Raw genomic sequence first — 16547 nt, 5'->3', positions numbered from 1 at the left:
ACCCGTTACATTCAGTAACTTCCATCAATACACATCCATTGCCTGGCAATTTCGGCGTTTTGCGATATCCCGCTCAGGAACAGGTGCCGTAGGCGTAATACCCCGCCGAGGTACGCCGCACATCCGTATAAGCCGTGGTCAGGTAATAGCCGAGATACTGGTTCGAATTCACGGCATACACCTGGCCGTCCGAACCGATATAGGCGCGGCCATTGGCGACGTGCGAATAATTGCTGGCATACCAGCTGGTACAGGTGAAAGGCGCGGCCGTATTACCGCTGACGATCTTGTCGATCATGGTCTTGATGGCGACCATCTGCCCGCCGCTCTTGGCCGGGAAATTCACGTCCTCGTAACCCCACCAGTCCCAGCATCCACCCGGATTGTTCGAGGTGACGATGGTCTGCGGGTACAGCACGATCATATTGTTGGTATCGGCCCAGCGGTTATAGCCGGCATTCTGGTAATAGGCCGTGCCGACCACGGAGGCGCTCTGCAGGCAGCCGTGGAAAGCCACGTGCAGCTTGCAAGCCTGGCCCGAAGAACAGGCCGCCGGCACATAGGCATAGCCGCTGCTGGCCATGCTGTAGAAATTCGGATTGTGATTGCCCCAGAACGCGGCCTGGTCGAAATTGATGAAGCTGCCCGTCAGGGTGCCGGCGTTCTTCGCGTTCAGCGGGCCATACAGCTGTTTCAGGATTTCGCCGGCGGTATCGAAATTGCAGTTGTTGACGTAGGGGCTGCCATTGATGGCGCAGCCATTGCCGAAGAAATCGGTCGGCATCGAGTGTTCGGCCGCCAGATTATTCTTGTAGACGATATTCGCGGCCGGCAGGTAATTCGCGTACATCGTCTTCAGGTCATCCATGACCGGCTGGCGCACGGTGGAATCGATGGTCCCGGAAAACAGGTAGACCTTGGACGCGGCCATATTGCTGGTCGGGTCGATATAGCCGTTGCCCGACCAGGTATTCACCACCGACATCAGGTAAGGCAGATTGCGTGAGCCGGTATTCGCCATGCACGGCCCCACCGATATAGCGGCATTCCCCTGCGAGCAGTACATCGGGCCGCCGGCAACGATGCCCGCGCCCTTTTTCACCGTCTTCGAATAGGCGAAATGCATCTGCACCGCCATGTGGGCGCCGGACGAGAATCCGGAGACGGATACGTCGTTCACGCTGACGTTGTATTTGGGGAGGGCGATGACCGCCCCGAAGGCGCTTGCGCTGAGCAAGCCTATGCAGGCCGCGGCGAATGCTTTCGCCATGGCTCCGGTTCGAGCTTTCATATATTCAGTCTCCGATCGTTGTTTTATGTTCGCGTCAATCTCTGCGGACTGACCGGATCAGAATAGTTGAGCTTGCTAGGTATTCAAGTGGAAAGGGGTGTGCGTGCGTGATGAACAGACTGTGCAAAAAGGAGCAGCCAGGAATCCTGGCTGCCGCTTCAACAAATACCGCCGGCGATGCTTTTACCAGTTTTTAAATCGAAGCCGAAATAACACGTGTACCCTGCCCCGGGGTTGAACGTACACCAGACGTTTTCCTTGCTGCGGCTGCGTGCGCCCTTCTCTCCGCTGCAAGTCTGCTTGTCGTCGGGCGGCATCGCATTGAAGATGTCTTTTGCGGCTTGTCCCTCGATGATGAAGGAAAGCTTGCGGTCGTTTCCGGTAGGTGCCTGCTGATCGTCCAGATCGCCAGAATATATGGTGTAGTCGCCCTTGAACTGCCGATATGGTGCTGGCCGCCGAACCTGTTCCGATGCGTATGCCGATAGCATTACAGTTGCGCCGATGATTGCCAGAGTCTTCTTCATGTCACGCTCGCTCGGATTGCTACGTGAAAGTGATTATCGTGGTCCTTCAAAGCTTGCACTCCGGGAATGCTCAGATCATTGAAATACACTTTCGTGACTGCCGGATGAGCACGGAAAAGACCAATAAGCCGCGCCGTGGCTTCCTTGTCATAGCCCGCCTGAAAATAATCGACCCGAACATGTGCGCCGTCCTTCCGCAACGGACGCACATCGACCTGAAGACCATTCTTGTGAGTATCGTGAGGCTTGAACTTCCCGCCTCCTGACAGACTAATATTCCCTATACCAAACTTCCGCCGGTCAATCGCCTGCCACTCGCGCTCTACGAAAAAAATAACCGTCATGAGTGCAGGGTGGACGTATTGTCCAGCTCCCTGCTCTGGCGTTCCGTACACGTAGTAGCCGGCATCTTCGGGTGCTTGCGGCAGCATGAAGTAGCCGCGGGAATCCTTCGGTTGAACTTCGAGCATGACCGGCCCCCTGTTCACGCAATGCGGTTGGTCGCCAGGTCCCAGCCACCGGTCGTATTTCCGCCAGCGCCGCCACCAATCTTCTGTTGGGTGTATTTCCATTTGACCTTCGAGAACTTAAGAGAAACGGAGTCCTGAAGAATGCTCCCGTCATGCACAGCCTGGTGAATCCCGCCGATCAGCACGTTTTCAAGTTCGACCTCGTAATACTTGATCGGTTTGCCGTCGGCGTCGGCACGCATTAACTCGAGCTTGGCCTTCGGAATCGTTTTACCAGACGAACAAAGCTGCATCAAAAGTGGCGAGGACAGGTCTGCCAGCTTGGATATCGAAATGCTGCGGTGTTCGCAGCGCTCGGCAGTATGGCCGCCAGCGGTCGACGCTGTTGCCGATTTGGGCTGCAGCACGCCCCACTCTGCCGAAATCAGTTCAATCCAGCCTTGGTGAGCCGAGTCCTGTGATTCGCCTTTGATACCGTCGATTTGCAGGTAAGCGTCGATTGCCATGAACGTGTCTCCGAAACGAGGGAAAGCTGAAGTATTCCCCCGAACGCATCAGGCAAGTCATGCGCTTCATCAATGGCTATGTTCGCTTCAAGGACAGCGTCATCCCCTGCTTGCTCAACAACTGCACCACCAGCGCCGCCCCAGCCGCAACGCAGAACGCCAGCGCAATCGGCTGCCCGCGCAGCATCAGCGACAGCACCACGCAAAAAGTCGCGAACGCGTAATACCCACGCGCCATGCCGAGCAGGATGTTCACCGCATATTCGCGTCCCGATGCCGCGTGCGAGAAGCCGACCAGGATCGTGCCCATCACCGGGAACATCGCGAAGAAGCCGCTCAGGCGCGGGCCGATGCCGGCGGCGGCCCAGGTCACCGTAAAACTCAGAAGCGCGCCGGCCAGCATCCGCAGCGGCAGGTCATTGGCTTGCGCCGCGCTGCGCGCTCCCGAACCGGACATGCGCGGGAACAGCCGCGGCGCCAGCGCCAGCACAGCGAGCACCAGTGCGAAGCCAGGCAGCAGCGGCAGCTCGATCAGCTGCAGGCCGGCCACCGCCGCGGCATACGCAAGCAGCGATGCGCACAGAGATCCAGCCACGCCACAGCGTCCCGACGCCCACGCATACGCAATGCAGAACACCAGCACCGCGATCACGGCAATCAGGGTATGCGCGGCGGCCGTCGCCACGAAGCTGGTGCCCTGTTCGATCGCCATCGTCAGCAGGATCGGCCCGGCGACGATGGGCAGCGCGGAAAACCAGCCGGCCGCATTCGGGCCCCAGCGGCGGCCGATCAGGGTCACGAGGTAGATCAGGGAAGGAACGAGGCACAGCTTCAACAGGAGGACGGTGGTCACGGCGGGCTTTGCGATGGGACGAGAGCCGCCATGGTAATCGAATCGTCATGTAATGGTAATCAGGCAGTCATGTTGAAAAGCTAATCTGCGGACCATTTTGAACCTTCCGGACCTTAGCCCAACGATGAACCCGACCACCGTATTGCGTCCCACCCTGATCGCTCTTGCCGTCGCCGCGATCTGCACCTCGCTCGCCCACGCCGCCCCGGCCGAAGACACGCCAGCCGCCGCTACCGCAGCCGATGCGCCGGCCGCTCCCGTCATCCAGGACACCACGCCGGCCGGCGTCGTCCCCACCGTGCAGATTTCGACCCGCAAGACCCGCTCCTCGGTAGCGATGTCGGGCATCGAGATCCAGAAGGTCCTGCCGGGCATGAACCCGCTGAAGGCGCTGCAGGCGCTGCCGGGCGTGAGCTTCCAGACCGCGGACCCGTGGGGGAACAACGAGCAGAATCTGTCGCTGTTCGTCCATGGCTTCAACGCCCAGCAGATGGGCTTCACGATGGATGGCGTGCCGCTCGGCGACCAGAGCTACGGCAACTACAACGGCCTGGCGCCGCAGCGCGCGCTCACCAGCGAGAACGTCAGAAGCGTGGTGCTGGCCACCGGCGCGGGCGACCTCGGCACGCCGTCGACGAATAACCTGGGCGGCACCATCGAGACCTATTCGAGCGATCCGCTCGCTCAGCGCAACATCAACCTGCAAGAGACCCTGGGCAGCTACAAGGCTACCCGAACCTTCCTGCGCTTCGACACCGGCGATATCGGCGGCGGCAACAGCTTCTACATCTCCGGCCTGCACCACGAAGCCAAGGCCTGGGACTTCAACGGCCGCCAGTCCAACGACCAGGTCAACGCCAAGTTCGTCCATCAAGGCGATGCCGGCAAGCTGACCCTGTTTGCCGACTGGTCCGACAAGACCGAGCCGAACGAAGACTCGAGCCTGCACCAGGCCGGCCTGAATTCGCCCTACACGCGGCCTTTCCTGTACCCGGACTTCGCCGCGGCCCTGGCCTACCTGGACAAGAATGGTGCGCCGCCCGCGTCCGTGGGTGCGAACTTCCGCAACTACTACAGCGACGCCCAGCGCACCGACAAGCTGGCCTACGCCAAGTACGAGGCCTACCTCACCGACAGCCTTACCTGGACTAACCAGTACTACTTCCACCACAACGACGGCGTCGGCGTGGTGGCCGGCCCGATCAACCAGGCCGGCCTGCCCAACCTGTTCAAGGTCTACTTCCCGAACCAGGACCTGAAGGCGGTGTTCGGCGGCTCGGGCTATGCGACCCGCACCACCGAATACAAGATCAACCGCCAGGGCTGGCTGTCGAACCTGCGCTGGGAGCTGGACGGACACCGCATCCAGGCCGGCCTCTGGTTCGAGCACAACAACTCGGGCGCCTACCGCCGCTGGTACGCGCTGGACGTGAACAACCCGAGCAGCCCCTACACGCGCCCCAGCAATCCGCTGATCACGCAGTACGGCAGCGACATCGACAACAAGGTCGTGCAGCTGCATTTGCAGGACGAATGGCAGCTCATGCCCAGCTTCGTGCTGCAGGGCGGCTTCAAGTCCAGCCTGCAGTTTGCCAAGGGCCGCTTCCCGGTGAATACCCTGCCGGCCGCGATCAGCGCCACCGCTACCGGCGGCCTGCCGCAAGGCGATATCGATACCAAAAAATGGTTCCTGCCGCAGCTGGGCGCGCGCTGGGACGTCAGCAAGTCCGACCAGGTGTTCGCCAACATCCAGAAGAACCTGCGCCAGTTCATGACCTACGGCGGCGGCGGCAATTCGCCGTGGAGCCTGTCCTCGCAGGCGGCCTTCGACTACTTCAAGGCCACCGCCAAGCCCGAGACCTCGGTCACCTATGAGCTGGGCCTGCGCGATTCGCGCAACCTGGACCTGGGTCCGCTCACCGCCTTCGACGGCCAGGTCGCGCTGTACCACGTGACCTTCCGCGACCGCCAGCTGGCGATCAGCTCGAACCCCATCATCACTTCCTTCGCCGGCGGCACCACCATCCTGTCGAACGTCGGCAGCGTCAAAACCGACGGTGTCGACCTGGCGGGCACCTTCCACTTCGGCCGCGCATTCTCGTTCTACGATGCGCTGTCGTACAACCGCTCCAAATACCAGGACAGCTATTTTTCGGGCACGACCCTGATCCCGACCGCCGGCAAGATCGTGCCGAACACACCGGAGTGGATGAACAAGTTCGTCGCGACCCTGAAACCGGGCGGCGATCTCGAAGTGCAGCTGAGCGGCGATTACGTCGGCAAGCGCTTCGCGACCTATACCAATGACCTCGGCATCCCGGTCTACTTCCTGCTCGGCCTGAACGTCTCGGGTAAAGTACCGCTGTCGACCGGCTTCCTCAAGAACGTGCGCTGGACCGTCAGCGCCACCAACCTGCTGAACCGCGAAGGCCCGCTGCAGCCGGTGGTCGGCCAGCCGAGCGGCAGCTACGCCACTTACCCGATCCCGCCGCGCATGGGCTTCGTCACCTTGAAGGCAGATATATGATGCGTCGCCAGTTCTTGAAAGGCAGCGCCGCGGCGCTGGCACTGGCCGGCCTGCCCAGCCTCGCGCTGGCGCAAACGCAGCGCCTCGATCCCAAGGCCAGGGCGACGCTGTACGCCCACCGCGGCGCCAGCGCCCTGCGCCCCGAGCACACGCTGGCCTCCTATGCGAAGGCGATCCAGGACGGCGCCGACTTCGTCGAGCCGGACCTGGTGGCTACACGCGACGGCATCCTGATCGCGCGCCACGAGAACGCGATCACGGACACCACCGACATCGCTACCCGCGCAGAGTTCGCGTCCCGCAAGACCCGCAAGGTGATCGACGGCGAAGCGCACGAGGGCTGGTTCGTCTCCGACTTCACGCTGGCCGAGCTGAAGACCCTGCGTGCGGTCGAGCGCCTGCCGAAGATGCGCGGCACCAGCCACGACGGCCAGTTCCAGGTGGTCAGCTTCGAAGAGATCATCGACTTCGTCGCGGCGGAATCGGCGGCGCGCGGCCGTATCATCGGCCTGATCCCGGAACTGAAGCACTCGACCTGGTTCCGCGCCGCCGGCCTGCCGCTGGAAGAGCGTTTCGTGGCGACCCTGCAGGCGCACGCGTACACGCGGCGCGCGCCGGTGACCGTGCAATCCTTCGAGACCGCCAACCTGAAGCAGCTGCGCAAAACGCTGGGCAAGCCGGCCAATGTGCAGCTGGCGCAGCTGGTGGTCGCGGGCGGCAAGTACGATGCGGTGCGCCCGGCCGACGTGGCCATCGCCGGCGGCTCGCTCACCTATGGCGAGATGGTGTCGAAGCGCGGCCTGCGCGAGATGGCGCAGTATGCCGACGTGGTGGCGCCTATCACGCGCGCCGTGATCCCGCTCGGCGCGGACGAGCGCCTGCTGAAGCCGACCGACCTGGTGGCGGACGCCCACGCTGCCGGGCTGCAGGTGGTGGTCTGGACCTTCCGGCCCGAGAATGCCTTCCTGGCCGCCGACTTCCGCAACGCCGACGGCCCGAACGCGCGCAACGAGGAAGGATCGATCGCCGAGATGTGGCGCTATCTGGAGACCGGCATCGACGGGCTGTTTTCCGACGATCCGGCGCTGGCGCGGGCTGCGATCAACGCCTGAGGGCGCGTACTGTGCGAAGATGGCGCCCATGCGCTACCGACTCGCCATCTTCGACTTCGACGGCACCCTGGCCGACTCCTTCCCCTTCTTCCTCAGCGTCTTCAATACCATCGCCGACCGCCATGGTTTCAGGCGCATCGACACGGCCAGGGCCGGCGAGCTGCGCCACTACGGCGTGCGGCAGATGATGGAGCACGTCGGCATGCCGGCCTGGAAGCTGCCGGCGGCGTCCCATACCTTCATGGCGATGATGAAGGAGAATGCCGGCGCCATCGCGCTCTTCGACGGCATCGCCGAGGCCTTGCGCTTCCTGCATGCGCAGGGCGTGCTGCTCACGGTGGTGTCCTCGAACTCCGAGCACAACGTGCGCACGGTGCTGGGGCCGGAGCTCGCGGCGCTGGTGGCGCAGTTCGACTGCGGCATGTCGGTCTTCGGCAAGGCCAGCCGCATCCGGGCGGTGCTGAAGCGCTGCGGCGTCGCAGCGGGCGATGCCATCTACATCGGCGACCAGGGGACGGATGCGGACGCCTCGCGCAAGGCAGGCGTCGCATTCGGCGCCGTGCACTGGGGCTATGCCACCATCGAAGCGCTGCGCAAGCACGGCTGCGCCGACGAATTCACCACTCCGCAGGATCTGCACCGAATAGCGTAGGGTGGGCACCACGTGCCCACGTGTGTATCCGCGTGGGCTCGGAGAGCCCACCCTACTTGCCGCAAAATACTTCGCATGCTAAACTTTAGCATTCAAAAGGTATTTACGCGAACTAAAACATGCGCCTATCGGACCAGACCCTGAGCAGTCTCACCGCCGCCCTCACCCTCTCTTCGCGCGTCTACCGTGCCGCCGCCGACAAGGTCGCGGCCGATTACGGCCTGTCGCAGGCAACCGGCCTGCCGGTGCTGGTCATCAGCCGCTTCGGCGAAAACGGCGTGCGCCCGGGCGTGCTGGCCGAGACGCTCAGCATGGAACCCTCGTCGCTGGTGCGCGTGGTCGACCATCTGCTCGAATCCGGCCTGCTGGAGCGCCACGAAGACCCGAACGACCGCCGCGCCAAGATCCTGCGCCTGACCGAGGAGGGCCAGAAAACCGCCGACCTGATGGACTCGGCGCTGCGCCCCTTCCGCCGCAAATTGTTCGGCGCCTTCGACCCAAGCGACGTCGAAGCCTGCTTGCGCGTGCTGGCCGGCCTGCCCGACGTGATCGCGAGCATGGCCAACGAATGAAGTTGGCCAGCAAGGCGGAGATCCTGTTCTCCGTGAAGTCTTTCGCGGCAGCGATGCTTGCGGTGTACATCTCGATGCGCATCGGACTGCTGCGACCTTTCTGGGCGATGATGACCGCCTATATCGTCAGCGCGCCCTTCGCCGGTCCGACCCGCTCCAAGGGTTTCTACCGCGCGGGCGGCACGCTGCTGGGCGCCATCGCCGTCACCTTCGTGGTGCCGCGGCTGGCCAATTCGCCCGAGCTGCTGTCGCTCGCGCTGGCGCTGTGGATCGGCGGCTGCCTGTACTTCTCGCTGCTCGACCGCACCCCGCGCTCCTACCTGCTGATGCTGGCCGGGTACACGGCCGGCCTGATCGCCTTTCCTGCGGTCGGCGAGCCCGGCGCCATCTTCGACATCGCCCTCGCGCGCGTCGAGGAGATCACGCTCGGCATGACCTGCGCCACCGTGATCCACAGCCTGGTGCTGCCGCAGCCTTTCGGCCCGGTGCTGCTGGCGCGCCTCGACGGTGCAGTGCAGGACGCCCAGCACTGGATCCGCGACGCCTTGAATCCGGCCGGCGATACCCGCTCGGCGCTTGAGCGCCGCAAGCTGGCCGGCGACATCACCGAGCTGCGCGTGATGAGCACCCACCTGCCCTTCGACACCTCGCACCTGCGCTGGACCGAGAAGGCCGTCAACGCCCTGCAGGAACGCCTGGCGCAGTTCGTGCCGGTGGTCTCGGGCATCGAAGACCGCCTGACGGCACTGCGCGAGATGGGCGCGACCGAATCCTCGAGCCGCTGGAGCGTCCTGCTGCATGACGTCACCGCGCTGGTCGATACGCCGAAGGACACCGCGCTGGATGCGTCCGGCCGCGCACTGCATGCGCGTATCGACGAGCTGGCGCCCGTGGCCAGCCGCGCACTGGGCTGGAGCGGCCTGATCGAACTGAACCTGGCGGCGCGCCTGCACCGGCTGGTCGAGCTCTGCGTCGAGACCCGCACGCTGCGCCAGCACATCGACGCCGGCGTGCACGGCAAGCTGCCGGAGGCGGTGCGCCGCCTGCCGGGCGTGCCGCCCAGCGCGCTGCACCAGGACCGCGGCATGGCGCTGCTGTCGGCGTTCGCCGCCGTCGTCGCCACGCTGGCCTGCTGCGCGTTCTGGATCCTGACCGGCTGGCCGTCCGGCGCCGCGGCGCCGATGATGGCGGCGGTGCTGTGCTGCTTCTTCTCGACCCAGGACGACCCGGTCCCCTTCATCAAGGGCTTCCTGGTGTATACGGTTTATTCGATTCCGGTCTCGGCCCTGTATATCCTCGGCATCCTGCCGGCCATCCACAGCTTCGAGATGCTGGCGCTGGTGTGCGCGCCGACCTTCCTGCTGGTGGGCGTCTGGATCGCGCGGCCGTCCACCTTCGGGCGCGCCATGCCCTGGCTGTTCGGCCTGTGCGGCACCCTGGCCCTGCTCGACACCAACAACGGCGACATCGTGTCCTTCACCAACGGCACGCTGGCCCAGGTGCTTGGGCTGGTCGCCGCGGCCGTGACCACCGGCGTGCTGCGCCGCGTGGGCGCCGGCTGGACTGCGCGCCGCCTGCTGAAGGCCGGCTGGAGCGAGCTGGCGCGCCTGGGCAGCGGCGAACGCGTGACCTCGCTGGCCGAATTCTCGGCGCGCATGGTCGACCGCGTCGGCTTGCTGACGCCGCGCCTGGCCTTGGCCGGCGCGAAGCAGGACCTGCAGGCGGTCGACGCATTGCGCGACCTGCGCATCGGCCTGAACATGACCATCCTGCAGGACGTGCGCAGCCAGTTGGGCCGCGGCGAGGCGGCGGTCAAGCCTCTGATGGCGCAGCTGTCGCGCCATTTCGCGCTGCGCCCGGGCGTCGACCAGGATTGCGAATCGCGCCTGCTCGGCACCCTCGACAACGCCCTGCGCGCGATTTGCGCCGGCGCCCGCGACGCATCGCAAACCGAGGCGCTGGCCGCGCTCACCGGCATGCGCCGCGACCTGTTCCCGCAGGCCGCCCCCTTTACTATGGAGATCCGATGATCGGCGAAGTCAGCATCTACGGCCTCTACGTTCCTCCGCTCCTGCTGCTCACGCTGGCGGCGCTGGTGGTATCGAAGCTGCTCAACCTGGTCCTGGCACGGACCAGTTTCTACCGCCTGGTGTGGCACCCGGCGCTGTTCGATTTTTCCCTGTTCGTCATCGTGCTCGGCGCGCTGACTTATTTCACACGCAACTGGTCCTGAGATGGCTATGAAAATTTCGTTACCGGCGATTGGCCGGATGGGTATCACCCTGGCGTTCGCCGCCGGCGCAGTCTATGCGGGCTGGCAGATGTGGCGCCACTACGAGGTCGAGCCCTGGACCCGCGACGGCCGCGTGAAGGCCTACGTGGTGCAGGTGGCGCCGGACGTCACCGGCCAGGTCACCAAGGTCTATGTGCACGACAACCAGCACGTGGCCGCCGGCGCGCCGCTGTTCGAGATCGACCGCGCGCGCTTCGAACTTGCCCTGCGCCAGGCCGAAGCGCAGGTGATCGCCGCCCAGGCCGCACTGGCCCAGGCGCAGCGCGAGAACAAGCGTAACACCCAGCTCGACGACCTGGTCTCGCAAGAGACCCGCGAGCAGGGCCAGACCCGCACCGACCAGGCGCGCGCCGCCCTGGCCCAGGCCGAAGTCAACCGCGACACCGCGAAGCTGAACCTGGAACGCTCGCACGTGGTGTCGGCGGTGGACGGCATCGTCACCAACCTCGACCTGCGCGAAGGCGCCTACGCGACCGCGGCCCACCCGGTGATGGCCCTGGTCGACCGCAACACCTTCTATGTCGAAGGCTATTTCGAAGAGACCAAGCTGCCCGGCATCCAGGTCGGCGACAAGGTCGAAGTGACCCTGATGGGCACGCGCCAGGCGCTCGCCGGCCGCGTCGAGAGTTTTGCGGAAGGCATCGCCGACCGCGACCGCAGTACCGGCGCCAACATGCTGCCGAACGTGAACCCGACCTTCAACTGGGTCCGCCTGGCGCAGCGCATCCCGGTGCGCATCGCCCTCGACCCGCTGCCGGCCAGCGTGCGCCTGGTGGCCGGCCAGACCGCGACCGTGAAAGTCCTGCCTGCGGCGGCGCAGCCTGCTCCCGCCGCTCCTGCTGCCGCTCCTGCCGCTCCTGCCGCCCCCGTCGCTCCTGCCGCCAAGGCGGTCGCCGGCGTGCCGGCAAACGGAAAACGATCATGAAGCCTGCCTATAAAACCCTGACGCTGACGGTGCTGGCAAGCGCGCTGGCCGCCTGCACGACCGTCGGTCCCGACTACCACGTGCCGAAAGAGGCCGTGGTCAAGCGCGAGGCCGCCAACGCTCCCTTCATGGGCGCGGCCGAGCAGCCTTACAAATCGGAGCCGCTGCCCGCCGACTGGTGGCGCCTGTACCAGGACCCGGTGCTCGACAAACTGGTGACGAAAGCCTTTGCCGCCAACGCCGACCTGCGAATCGCCGCCGCCAACCTGGAGCGCACGCACGCGGTACTGGAAGAAGTCGAAGAGAAGAAGCGTCCGGAAGTCGAGATGGCCGCCGCGCCACTATACGGCCGCATCGCCGGCGCCTCGATCGGCCTGCCCGAGCAGCTGCCGCGCACCGGCATCTACGACGGCGACATCAAGGTGGCCTACCAGCTCGACATGTTCGGCCGCATCCGCCGCGCCATCGAAGCCGCCGAGGCCGACCAGGAAGCCGCACAGGCGGCGGCCGACCTGGCCCACGTGATGGTCGCCGCCGACACCACCCGCGCCTATGCGGAAGCCTGCTCGGCCGGCTACCAGCTGAAGGTCGCGCAGCAGTCGGTGGACCTGCAGCAGAAGTTCGTCAAATTGACTGCGGAGCGCATGCAGCGCGGCCGCGGCATCGCCATCGACAACAGCCGCGCCAACGCTCAGCTCGACCAGCTGCGCGCCAACCTGCCGCCGCTGATGGCGCGCCAGCGCACCGCCCTGTACCACCTGGCGGTGCTGACCGGCGAGGTCCCGAGCGCCTTCCCGGCCGAGGTGGCAAAGTGCACGACCCCGCCGCGCATCGCCAGCGCGATTCCGGTCGGCGACGGCGCCGCGCTGCTGCGCCGCCGCCCGGACGTGCGCCAGGCCGAGCGTCTGCTGGCCGGCGCCACCGCGCGCATCGGCGTTGCCACCGCCGAGCTGTACCCGAACATCACGCTGGGCGCGTCCTTCGGCGGCGTCGGCTTCACGGACCACTTTGGCGAGGCGAACACCTGGAAGTTCACGCTCGGCCCGCTGATCTCCTGGAACCTGCCGTCGACCAGCTCGGCGCGCGTGCACATCGCCCAGGCCAATGCTTCCACTTCCGGTGCCCTGGCACGCTTCGACTCGGTGGTGCTGAATGCGCTGCGCGAGACGGAATCGGCACTGACGGTATATGCGCGTGAACTCGACCGCAACGCGATGCTGCGCGCGGCGCGCGACCAGAGCGCGCTGGCGGCCCGGCAGACCGGCAAGCTGTACCAGTTCGGGCGTACCGACTTCCTGGCCGCGCTGGATGCGGATCGTACGCTGGCGACGGCGGAGAATCTGCTGGCGGCCTCGGATGCGCAGCTGGCGGCGGATCAGGTGCAGCTGTTCCTGGCGCTAGGCGGGGGTTGGGAGAATACCCACGCCAGGCATGGCGAGGGGGCGCAGAAAGCCGTTGCGCACCAGGCGGCCACCACTCACCACTAACGCTCGCCCGTCGTTCCCGCCAAAGCGGGAACCCATGCTGAATATGAGCAGTGGAAGCATGGCGCCGCAGGCCTGCTAACTCAGCATGGATTCCCGCCTGCGCGGGAATGACGTTTTGGAGATGCGGGCCTACATCACTTTATCCAGGGTCACCGGCAAATCCCGCACCCGCTTGCCCGTGGCGTGAAACACGGCATTCGCGATCGCCGCCCCCACGCCGGTGATCCCGATCTCGCCTATCCCCTTCGCTCCCAGCGGGTTCACATGCGGATCGTCCTCATCGACGATCTGCACGTCGATCCCCTGGATATCCGCATTCACCGGCACGTGGTACTCGGCCAGGTTGCCGTTCACCGCGCGGCCGTTGCGCTTGTCGATGACGGTTTCCTCGAACATCGCCAGACCGATGCCCCAGACGATGCCGCCCATCAGCTGGCTGTAGCCGGTCTTCGCGTTCATCAGCTTGCCGACGCCGTAGACGCCGACCACGCGCGGCACGCGGATCTCGCCCAGGTCTTCGTCGACGCTCACCTCGACGAACACGGCGCCGAAGGCATGCATCGAGTATTTTTTCTTTTCATCGCCCGGTTCGGCCTTGGCCTTCACCTCGACCGGCGCACCGTGGCGCGCGACGATCGCCGCCATGGTTTCGCGCCGCGCCGGCTGGTCCAGCAGATACAACTCGCCGTTCTCGACGCCGACCTGCTCCGCCGTGGCGCCGAACAGGGGCGAGCCCTCGGCGGCTGCGGCAATCCCGATCAGCTTCAGGCGCAGCGCATGGCCGGCCGCCTCCACCGCCGGGCCGACGCTGGCCACCGTGGTCGAGCCGCCGGACACCGGCGCTTCCGGCATCGTCGAATCGCCCAGCTCGAAGCGCACCTGCTCGACCTTCAGGCCGATCGCATGCGCGGCAATCTGCGTCATCACGGTATAGGTGCCGGTGCCGAGGTCCTGGGTGGCGGAGCGGAACAGCGCCGTCCCGTCCGGGTTCAGGCTGGCCGAGCACTCGCTCGCCGAGCGGTTGGTCGGGTAGGCGGCGGTGGCCATGCCCCAGCCAATCAGCTTGTCCCCCTGCTTCATGGAGCGCGGCTGCAGCTTGCGGTCCTTCCATCCAAAACGCTCGGCGCCGATCTCGTAGCACTGGCGCAGCGACTTGCTCGACCACGGCAGGTCCTTGCCCGGATCCTTCTCGGTGTAGTTCTTCAGGCGCAGCGCCAGCGGGTCCATGTTCAATTCATACGCCAGTTCGTCCATCGCCGATTCGAGCGCGAAGGAGCCGCTGGCTTCGCCGGGCGCGCGCATGAAGGTCGGCGTGCCCAGGTTCATGCTCGCCAGCCGGTGCGTGGTCTCCTGGTTCGGGCTCTCGTACATCATGCGCGAGATGATGCCGCAGGGTTCGATCCAGTCCTCGATGGTCGAGGTGTAGGCGATGGTGTCGTGGCTGGACGCCAGCAGGCGACCGTCATCCATCGCGCCCAGGCGGTAGCGCTGCTCGGTGTTGGGGCGCTGGCCCACCGGGCCGAACATCTGGTTGCGGTCCAGTGACAGCTTGACCGGCCGACCCAGCATCTTCGCCGCCATCGCCGTCAGCGGGCCGTGCGACCAGATCGAACCCTTCGAGCCGAAGCCGCCGCCGGTGTAGGGGCAGATCGCGGTCACGTTCTCGGGCGGGATGCCGAAGATGGCGGCGACAATGCGCTGCACACCCTTCATGTACTGGGTCGATTCGTGGAGGGTCAGCCTGTCGCCATCCCACTCTGCAATCGTCGCGTGGGTCTCGAGCGGGTTGTGGTTCTCGATCGGCGTGGTGTAGGTTTCGTCGATGCGCACGCTGGAAGACAGCAGGCCGTCTGCCAGGTCGCCGCGTTTCGTGTCCGTCTCTTCGGCCAGCACCTTTTCGGGCGCATGCAGCTTTTGCTTGGCCTGCTCGAAGTCGAGCACCGCGTCCTTGCGCTCGTACTCGATGTGCAAACGGGCCGCGGCCTCGCGCGCGTGCTCGTAGGTGTCGGCCACGACCACCGCGATCGGCTGGTTGTTGTAGTAGACCTCATCTTCCTGCAGCAGCGTGAGGCGGCGGCCGATGGGCGGCTGCAGCTTGCCGTCCTTGTTCTCCTTCGGCAGGCGCATGGCGTTTTGCGGGGTCATCACCAGCAGCAGGCCGGGGACCTCGCGCGCCACGCTGTCGTCGATGCGGACCACGCGGCCGCTGGGGATGGTGCTGGTGACCAGCACGGCATGGGTCAAGCCCTCGATCTGGTGCTCGGCCGTGTAGTGGGCCGCGCCGCTGACCTTGGCCCAGGCGTCGGTTCGGTTGATGGATGCGCCGATGCCGTTCATACCTGGCCTCCCGATTTGCGAATCACCGTTTGCAGCGCACGCACGACCGCACGCTGCGCCAGTTGGACCTTGAAGGCATTTCCCGGGTAAGGCCGGGCGCCGCTCACCACCGCCGTACCGGCCAGCGCCAGCAGCTCGGCGCTGGGCGTCTGGCCGCGCAGCAGCGCTTCCGCCTCCGGTGCGCGCCAGGGTTTGTGGGCCACGCCGCCCAGCGCAATGCGCACGTCGCGGATGCTGCCGCCGTCCAGGTCGACGGCCACCGCCACCGATACCAGCGCGAACGCATAGCTCGCGCGGTCGCGCACTTTCAAATAGTGCGAGTTGCGAGCGAAGGCCATAGCCGGGAGCTCCACCGCGGTGATCAGCTCGCCGGGCCGGATCACGCTGTCGATTTGCGGATGGTCGTCCGGCAGGCGGTGGAAATCGACGAGCGGCACCTGGCGCTCGCCGTCCGGCCCCTGCAGGTGCACGACCGCGTCGAGCGCCGCCAGCGCCACCGCCATGTCCGACGGGTGGGTGGCGATGCAATGCGGGCTGGCGCCGAGGATGGCGTGGATGCGCTGGTGGCCTTCAAGGGCGTCGCAGCCGGAGCCCGGATCGCGCTTGTTACAGTGGCTGAAAGCGGGGTCGGTGAAGTAATAGCAGCGGGTGCGCTGCAGCAGGTTGCCGCCCACGGTCGCCATGTTGCGCAGCTGAGTGGTCGCGCCATTCAACAAGGCTTCGGACAGCGCGCGGTAGCGCTGGCGCACCAGCGGGTCGGTGCCGACCGCGGTATTGGTCGCCATCGCGCCGATGCGCAGGCCGCCATTCGGCAGCTCGTCGATGTCAGCGAGGGAAAGGCGGCTGACGTCGACCAGGCGTACCGGCTTCTCGATACCGCTTTTATACAGGTCGAGCAGATTGGTGCCGCCGCCGATGAATTTTGCACCGGGTTCGCGCGCCAGCTCGATCGCATGGCTCACGTCGCGGGCACGGTCGTAGAAGATCGATTGCAT

15 protein-coding genes are annotated in these 16547 nt (G+C 65.5%); 8 read left to right on the top strand and 7 right to left on the bottom strand.

The features are described 5' to 3' along the window. Window positions 1–73: 73 nt before the first annotated feature. The 5 genes from AC07PE_RS18430 to AC07PE_RS18410 all read right to left on the bottom strand — a co-directional run bounded on the left by AC07PE_RS18430 (window position 74) and on the right by AC07PE_RS18410 (window position 3647). Window positions 74–1270, bottom strand: a complete 1197-nt coding sequence (locus tag AC07PE_RS18430; protein WP_498767054.1) for an extracellular catalytic domain type 2 short-chain-length polyhydroxyalkanoate depolymerase — start codon at window positions 1268–1270, stop codon at window positions 74–76. A gap of 179 nt (window positions 1271–1449) precedes the next feature. Continuing rightward, window positions 1450–1818 carry a hypothetical protein gene (locus AC07PE_RS18425; protein WP_498767052.1) on the bottom strand — a complete coding sequence of 123 codons (369 nt, stop codon included), beginning with the start codon at window positions 1816–1818 and terminating at the stop codon, window positions 1450–1452. Continuing rightward, window positions 1815–2288 carry a hypothetical protein gene (locus AC07PE_RS18420; protein ID WP_498767050.1) on the bottom strand — a complete coding sequence of 158 codons (474 nt, stop codon included), beginning with the start codon at window positions 2286–2288 and terminating at the stop codon, window positions 1815–1817. Before AC07PE_RS18420 ends, AC07PE_RS18425 begins: the two co-directional genes overlap by 4 nt. Before the next feature lie 14 nt (window positions 2289–2302). Then, on the bottom strand, window positions 2303–2794 hold the full coding sequence (locus AC07PE_RS18415; RefSeq protein WP_498767048.1) for an Hcp family type VI secretion system effector: 492 nt from the start codon (window positions 2792–2794) through the stop codon (window positions 2303–2305). 76 nt (window positions 2795–2870) lie between these two features. Next, window positions 2871–3647 carry a hypothetical protein gene (locus AC07PE_RS18410; protein WP_498767046.1) on the bottom strand — a complete coding sequence of 259 codons (777 nt, stop codon included), beginning with the start codon at window positions 3645–3647 and terminating at the stop codon, window positions 2871–2873. Between the two features lie 124 nt (window positions 3648–3771). Between AC07PE_RS18410 and AC07PE_RS18405 the strand changes: the two genes are divergently transcribed. The 8 genes from AC07PE_RS18405 to AC07PE_RS18370 all read left to right on the top strand — a co-directional run bounded on the left by AC07PE_RS18405 (window position 3772) and on the right by AC07PE_RS18370 (window position 13215). After that, window positions 3772–6174, top strand: coding sequence for a TonB-dependent receptor (locus AC07PE_RS18405; protein ID WP_498767044.1), 2403 nt, complete (start codon window positions 3772–3774; stop codon window positions 6172–6174). After that, the gene (locus AC07PE_RS18400) at window positions 6171–7286 is read left to right on the top strand and encodes a glycerophosphodiester phosphodiesterase (protein ID WP_498767042.1); all 1116 of its coding nucleotides are present in this window, start codon (window positions 6171–6173) and stop codon (window positions 7284–7286) included. The genes AC07PE_RS18405 and AC07PE_RS18400 overlap by 4 nt, the downstream gene beginning before the upstream one ends. Window positions 7287–7314: 28 nt before the next feature. Further along, window positions 7315–7938 (top strand): HAD hydrolase-like protein, encoded by a 624-nt coding sequence (locus AC07PE_RS18395; RefSeq protein ID WP_498767040.1) that lies wholly within the window; start codon window positions 7315–7317, stop codon window positions 7936–7938. 119 nt (window positions 7939–8057) lie between these two features. After that, window positions 8058–8510, top strand: coding sequence for a MarR family winged helix-turn-helix transcriptional regulator (locus tag AC07PE_RS18390; RefSeq protein ID WP_498767038.1), 453 nt, complete (start codon window positions 8058–8060; stop codon window positions 8508–8510). After that, window positions 8507–10540 carry an FUSC family protein gene (locus AC07PE_RS18385; protein ID WP_498767036.1) on the top strand — a complete coding sequence of 678 codons (2034 nt, stop codon included), beginning with the start codon at window positions 8507–8509 and terminating at the stop codon, window positions 10538–10540. Before AC07PE_RS18390 ends, AC07PE_RS18385 begins: the two co-directional genes overlap by 4 nt. Beyond that, window positions 10537–10743, top strand: coding sequence for a DUF1656 domain-containing protein (locus AC07PE_RS18380; RefSeq protein ID WP_498767034.1), 207 nt, complete (start codon window positions 10537–10539; stop codon window positions 10741–10743). Before AC07PE_RS18385 ends, AC07PE_RS18380 begins: the two co-directional genes overlap by 4 nt. A gap of 7 nt (window positions 10744–10750) precedes the next feature. Next, complete coding sequence (locus tag AC07PE_RS18375) at window positions 10751–11728, top strand: efflux RND transporter periplasmic adaptor subunit (protein ID WP_498767032.1); 978 nt, start codon at window positions 10751–10753, stop codon at window positions 11726–11728. Then, entirely contained in the window at window positions 11725–13215 is a 1491-nt protein-coding gene (locus AC07PE_RS18370; protein WP_498767029.1) for an efflux transporter outer membrane subunit, read from the top strand. Before AC07PE_RS18375 ends, AC07PE_RS18370 begins: the two co-directional genes overlap by 4 nt. 129 nt (window positions 13216–13344) lie before the next feature. Here the strand turns inward: AC07PE_RS18370 and AC07PE_RS18365 are convergent, their stop codons facing one another. Beyond that, window positions 13345–15552 (bottom strand): xanthine dehydrogenase family protein molybdopterin-binding subunit, encoded by a 2208-nt coding sequence (locus AC07PE_RS18365; protein ID WP_498767027.1) that lies wholly within the window; start codon window positions 15550–15552, stop codon window positions 13345–13347. After that, entirely contained in the window at window positions 15549–16547 is a 999-nt protein-coding gene (locus AC07PE_RS18360; protein ID WP_498767025.1) for an FAD binding domain-containing protein, read from the bottom strand. The genes AC07PE_RS18365 and AC07PE_RS18360 overlap by 4 nt, the downstream gene beginning before the upstream one ends.

It is taken from the genome of Telluria sp. GW821-FHT07G12 (genome assembly GCF_059418525.1).
This window is presented reverse-complemented; position numbering and strand designations above follow the sequence as displayed.

Bases quoted from the DNA above. Each gene is read 5' to 3' on its own strand.
- AC07PE_RS18430 (WP_498767054.1), bottom strand. From the start codon at position 1,270: ATGGCGAAAGCATTCGCCGCGGCCTGCATAGGCTTGCTCAGCGCAAGC.
- AC07PE_RS18425 (WP_498767052.1), bottom strand. From the start codon at position 1,818: ATGAAGAAGACTCTGGCAATCATCGGCGCAACTGTAATGCTATCGGCA.
- AC07PE_RS18420 (WP_498767050.1), bottom strand. From the start codon at position 2,288: ATGCTCGAAGTTCAACCGAAGGATTCCCGCGGCTACTTCATGCTGCCG.
- AC07PE_RS18415 (WP_498767048.1), bottom strand. From the start codon at position 2,794: ATGGCAATCGACGCTTACCTGCAAATCGACGGTATCAAAGGCGAATCA.
- AC07PE_RS18405 (WP_498767044.1), top strand. From the start codon at position 3,772: ATGAACCCGACCACCGTATTGCGTCCCACCCTGATCGCTCTTGCCGTC.
- AC07PE_RS18400 (WP_498767042.1), top strand. From the start codon at position 6,171: ATGATGCGTCGCCAGTTCTTGAAAGGCAGCGCCGCGGCGCTGGCACTG.
- AC07PE_RS18395 (WP_498767040.1), top strand. From the start codon at position 7,315: ATGCGCTACCGACTCGCCATCTTCGACTTCGACGGCACCCTGGCCGAC.
- AC07PE_RS18390 (WP_498767038.1), top strand. From the start codon at position 8,058: ATGCGCCTATCGGACCAGACCCTGAGCAGTCTCACCGCCGCCCTCACC.
- AC07PE_RS18385 (WP_498767036.1), top strand. From the start codon at position 8,507: ATGAAGTTGGCCAGCAAGGCGGAGATCCTGTTCTCCGTGAAGTCTTTC.
- AC07PE_RS18380 (WP_498767034.1), top strand. From the start codon at position 10,537: ATGATCGGCGAAGTCAGCATCTACGGCCTCTACGTTCCTCCGCTCCTG.
- AC07PE_RS18375 (WP_498767032.1), top strand. From the start codon at position 10,751: ATGAAAATTTCGTTACCGGCGATTGGCCGGATGGGTATCACCCTGGCG.
- AC07PE_RS18370 (WP_498767029.1), top strand. From the start codon at position 11,725: ATGAAGCCTGCCTATAAAACCCTGACGCTGACGGTGCTGGCAAGCGCG.
- AC07PE_RS18365 (WP_498767027.1), bottom strand. From the start codon at position 15,552: ATGAACGGCATCGGCGCATCCATCAACCGAACCGACGCCTGGGCCAAG.
- AC07PE_RS18360 (WP_498767025.1), bottom strand. From the start codon at position 16,547: ATGCAATCGATCTTCTACGACCGTGCCCGCGACGTGAGCCATGCGATC.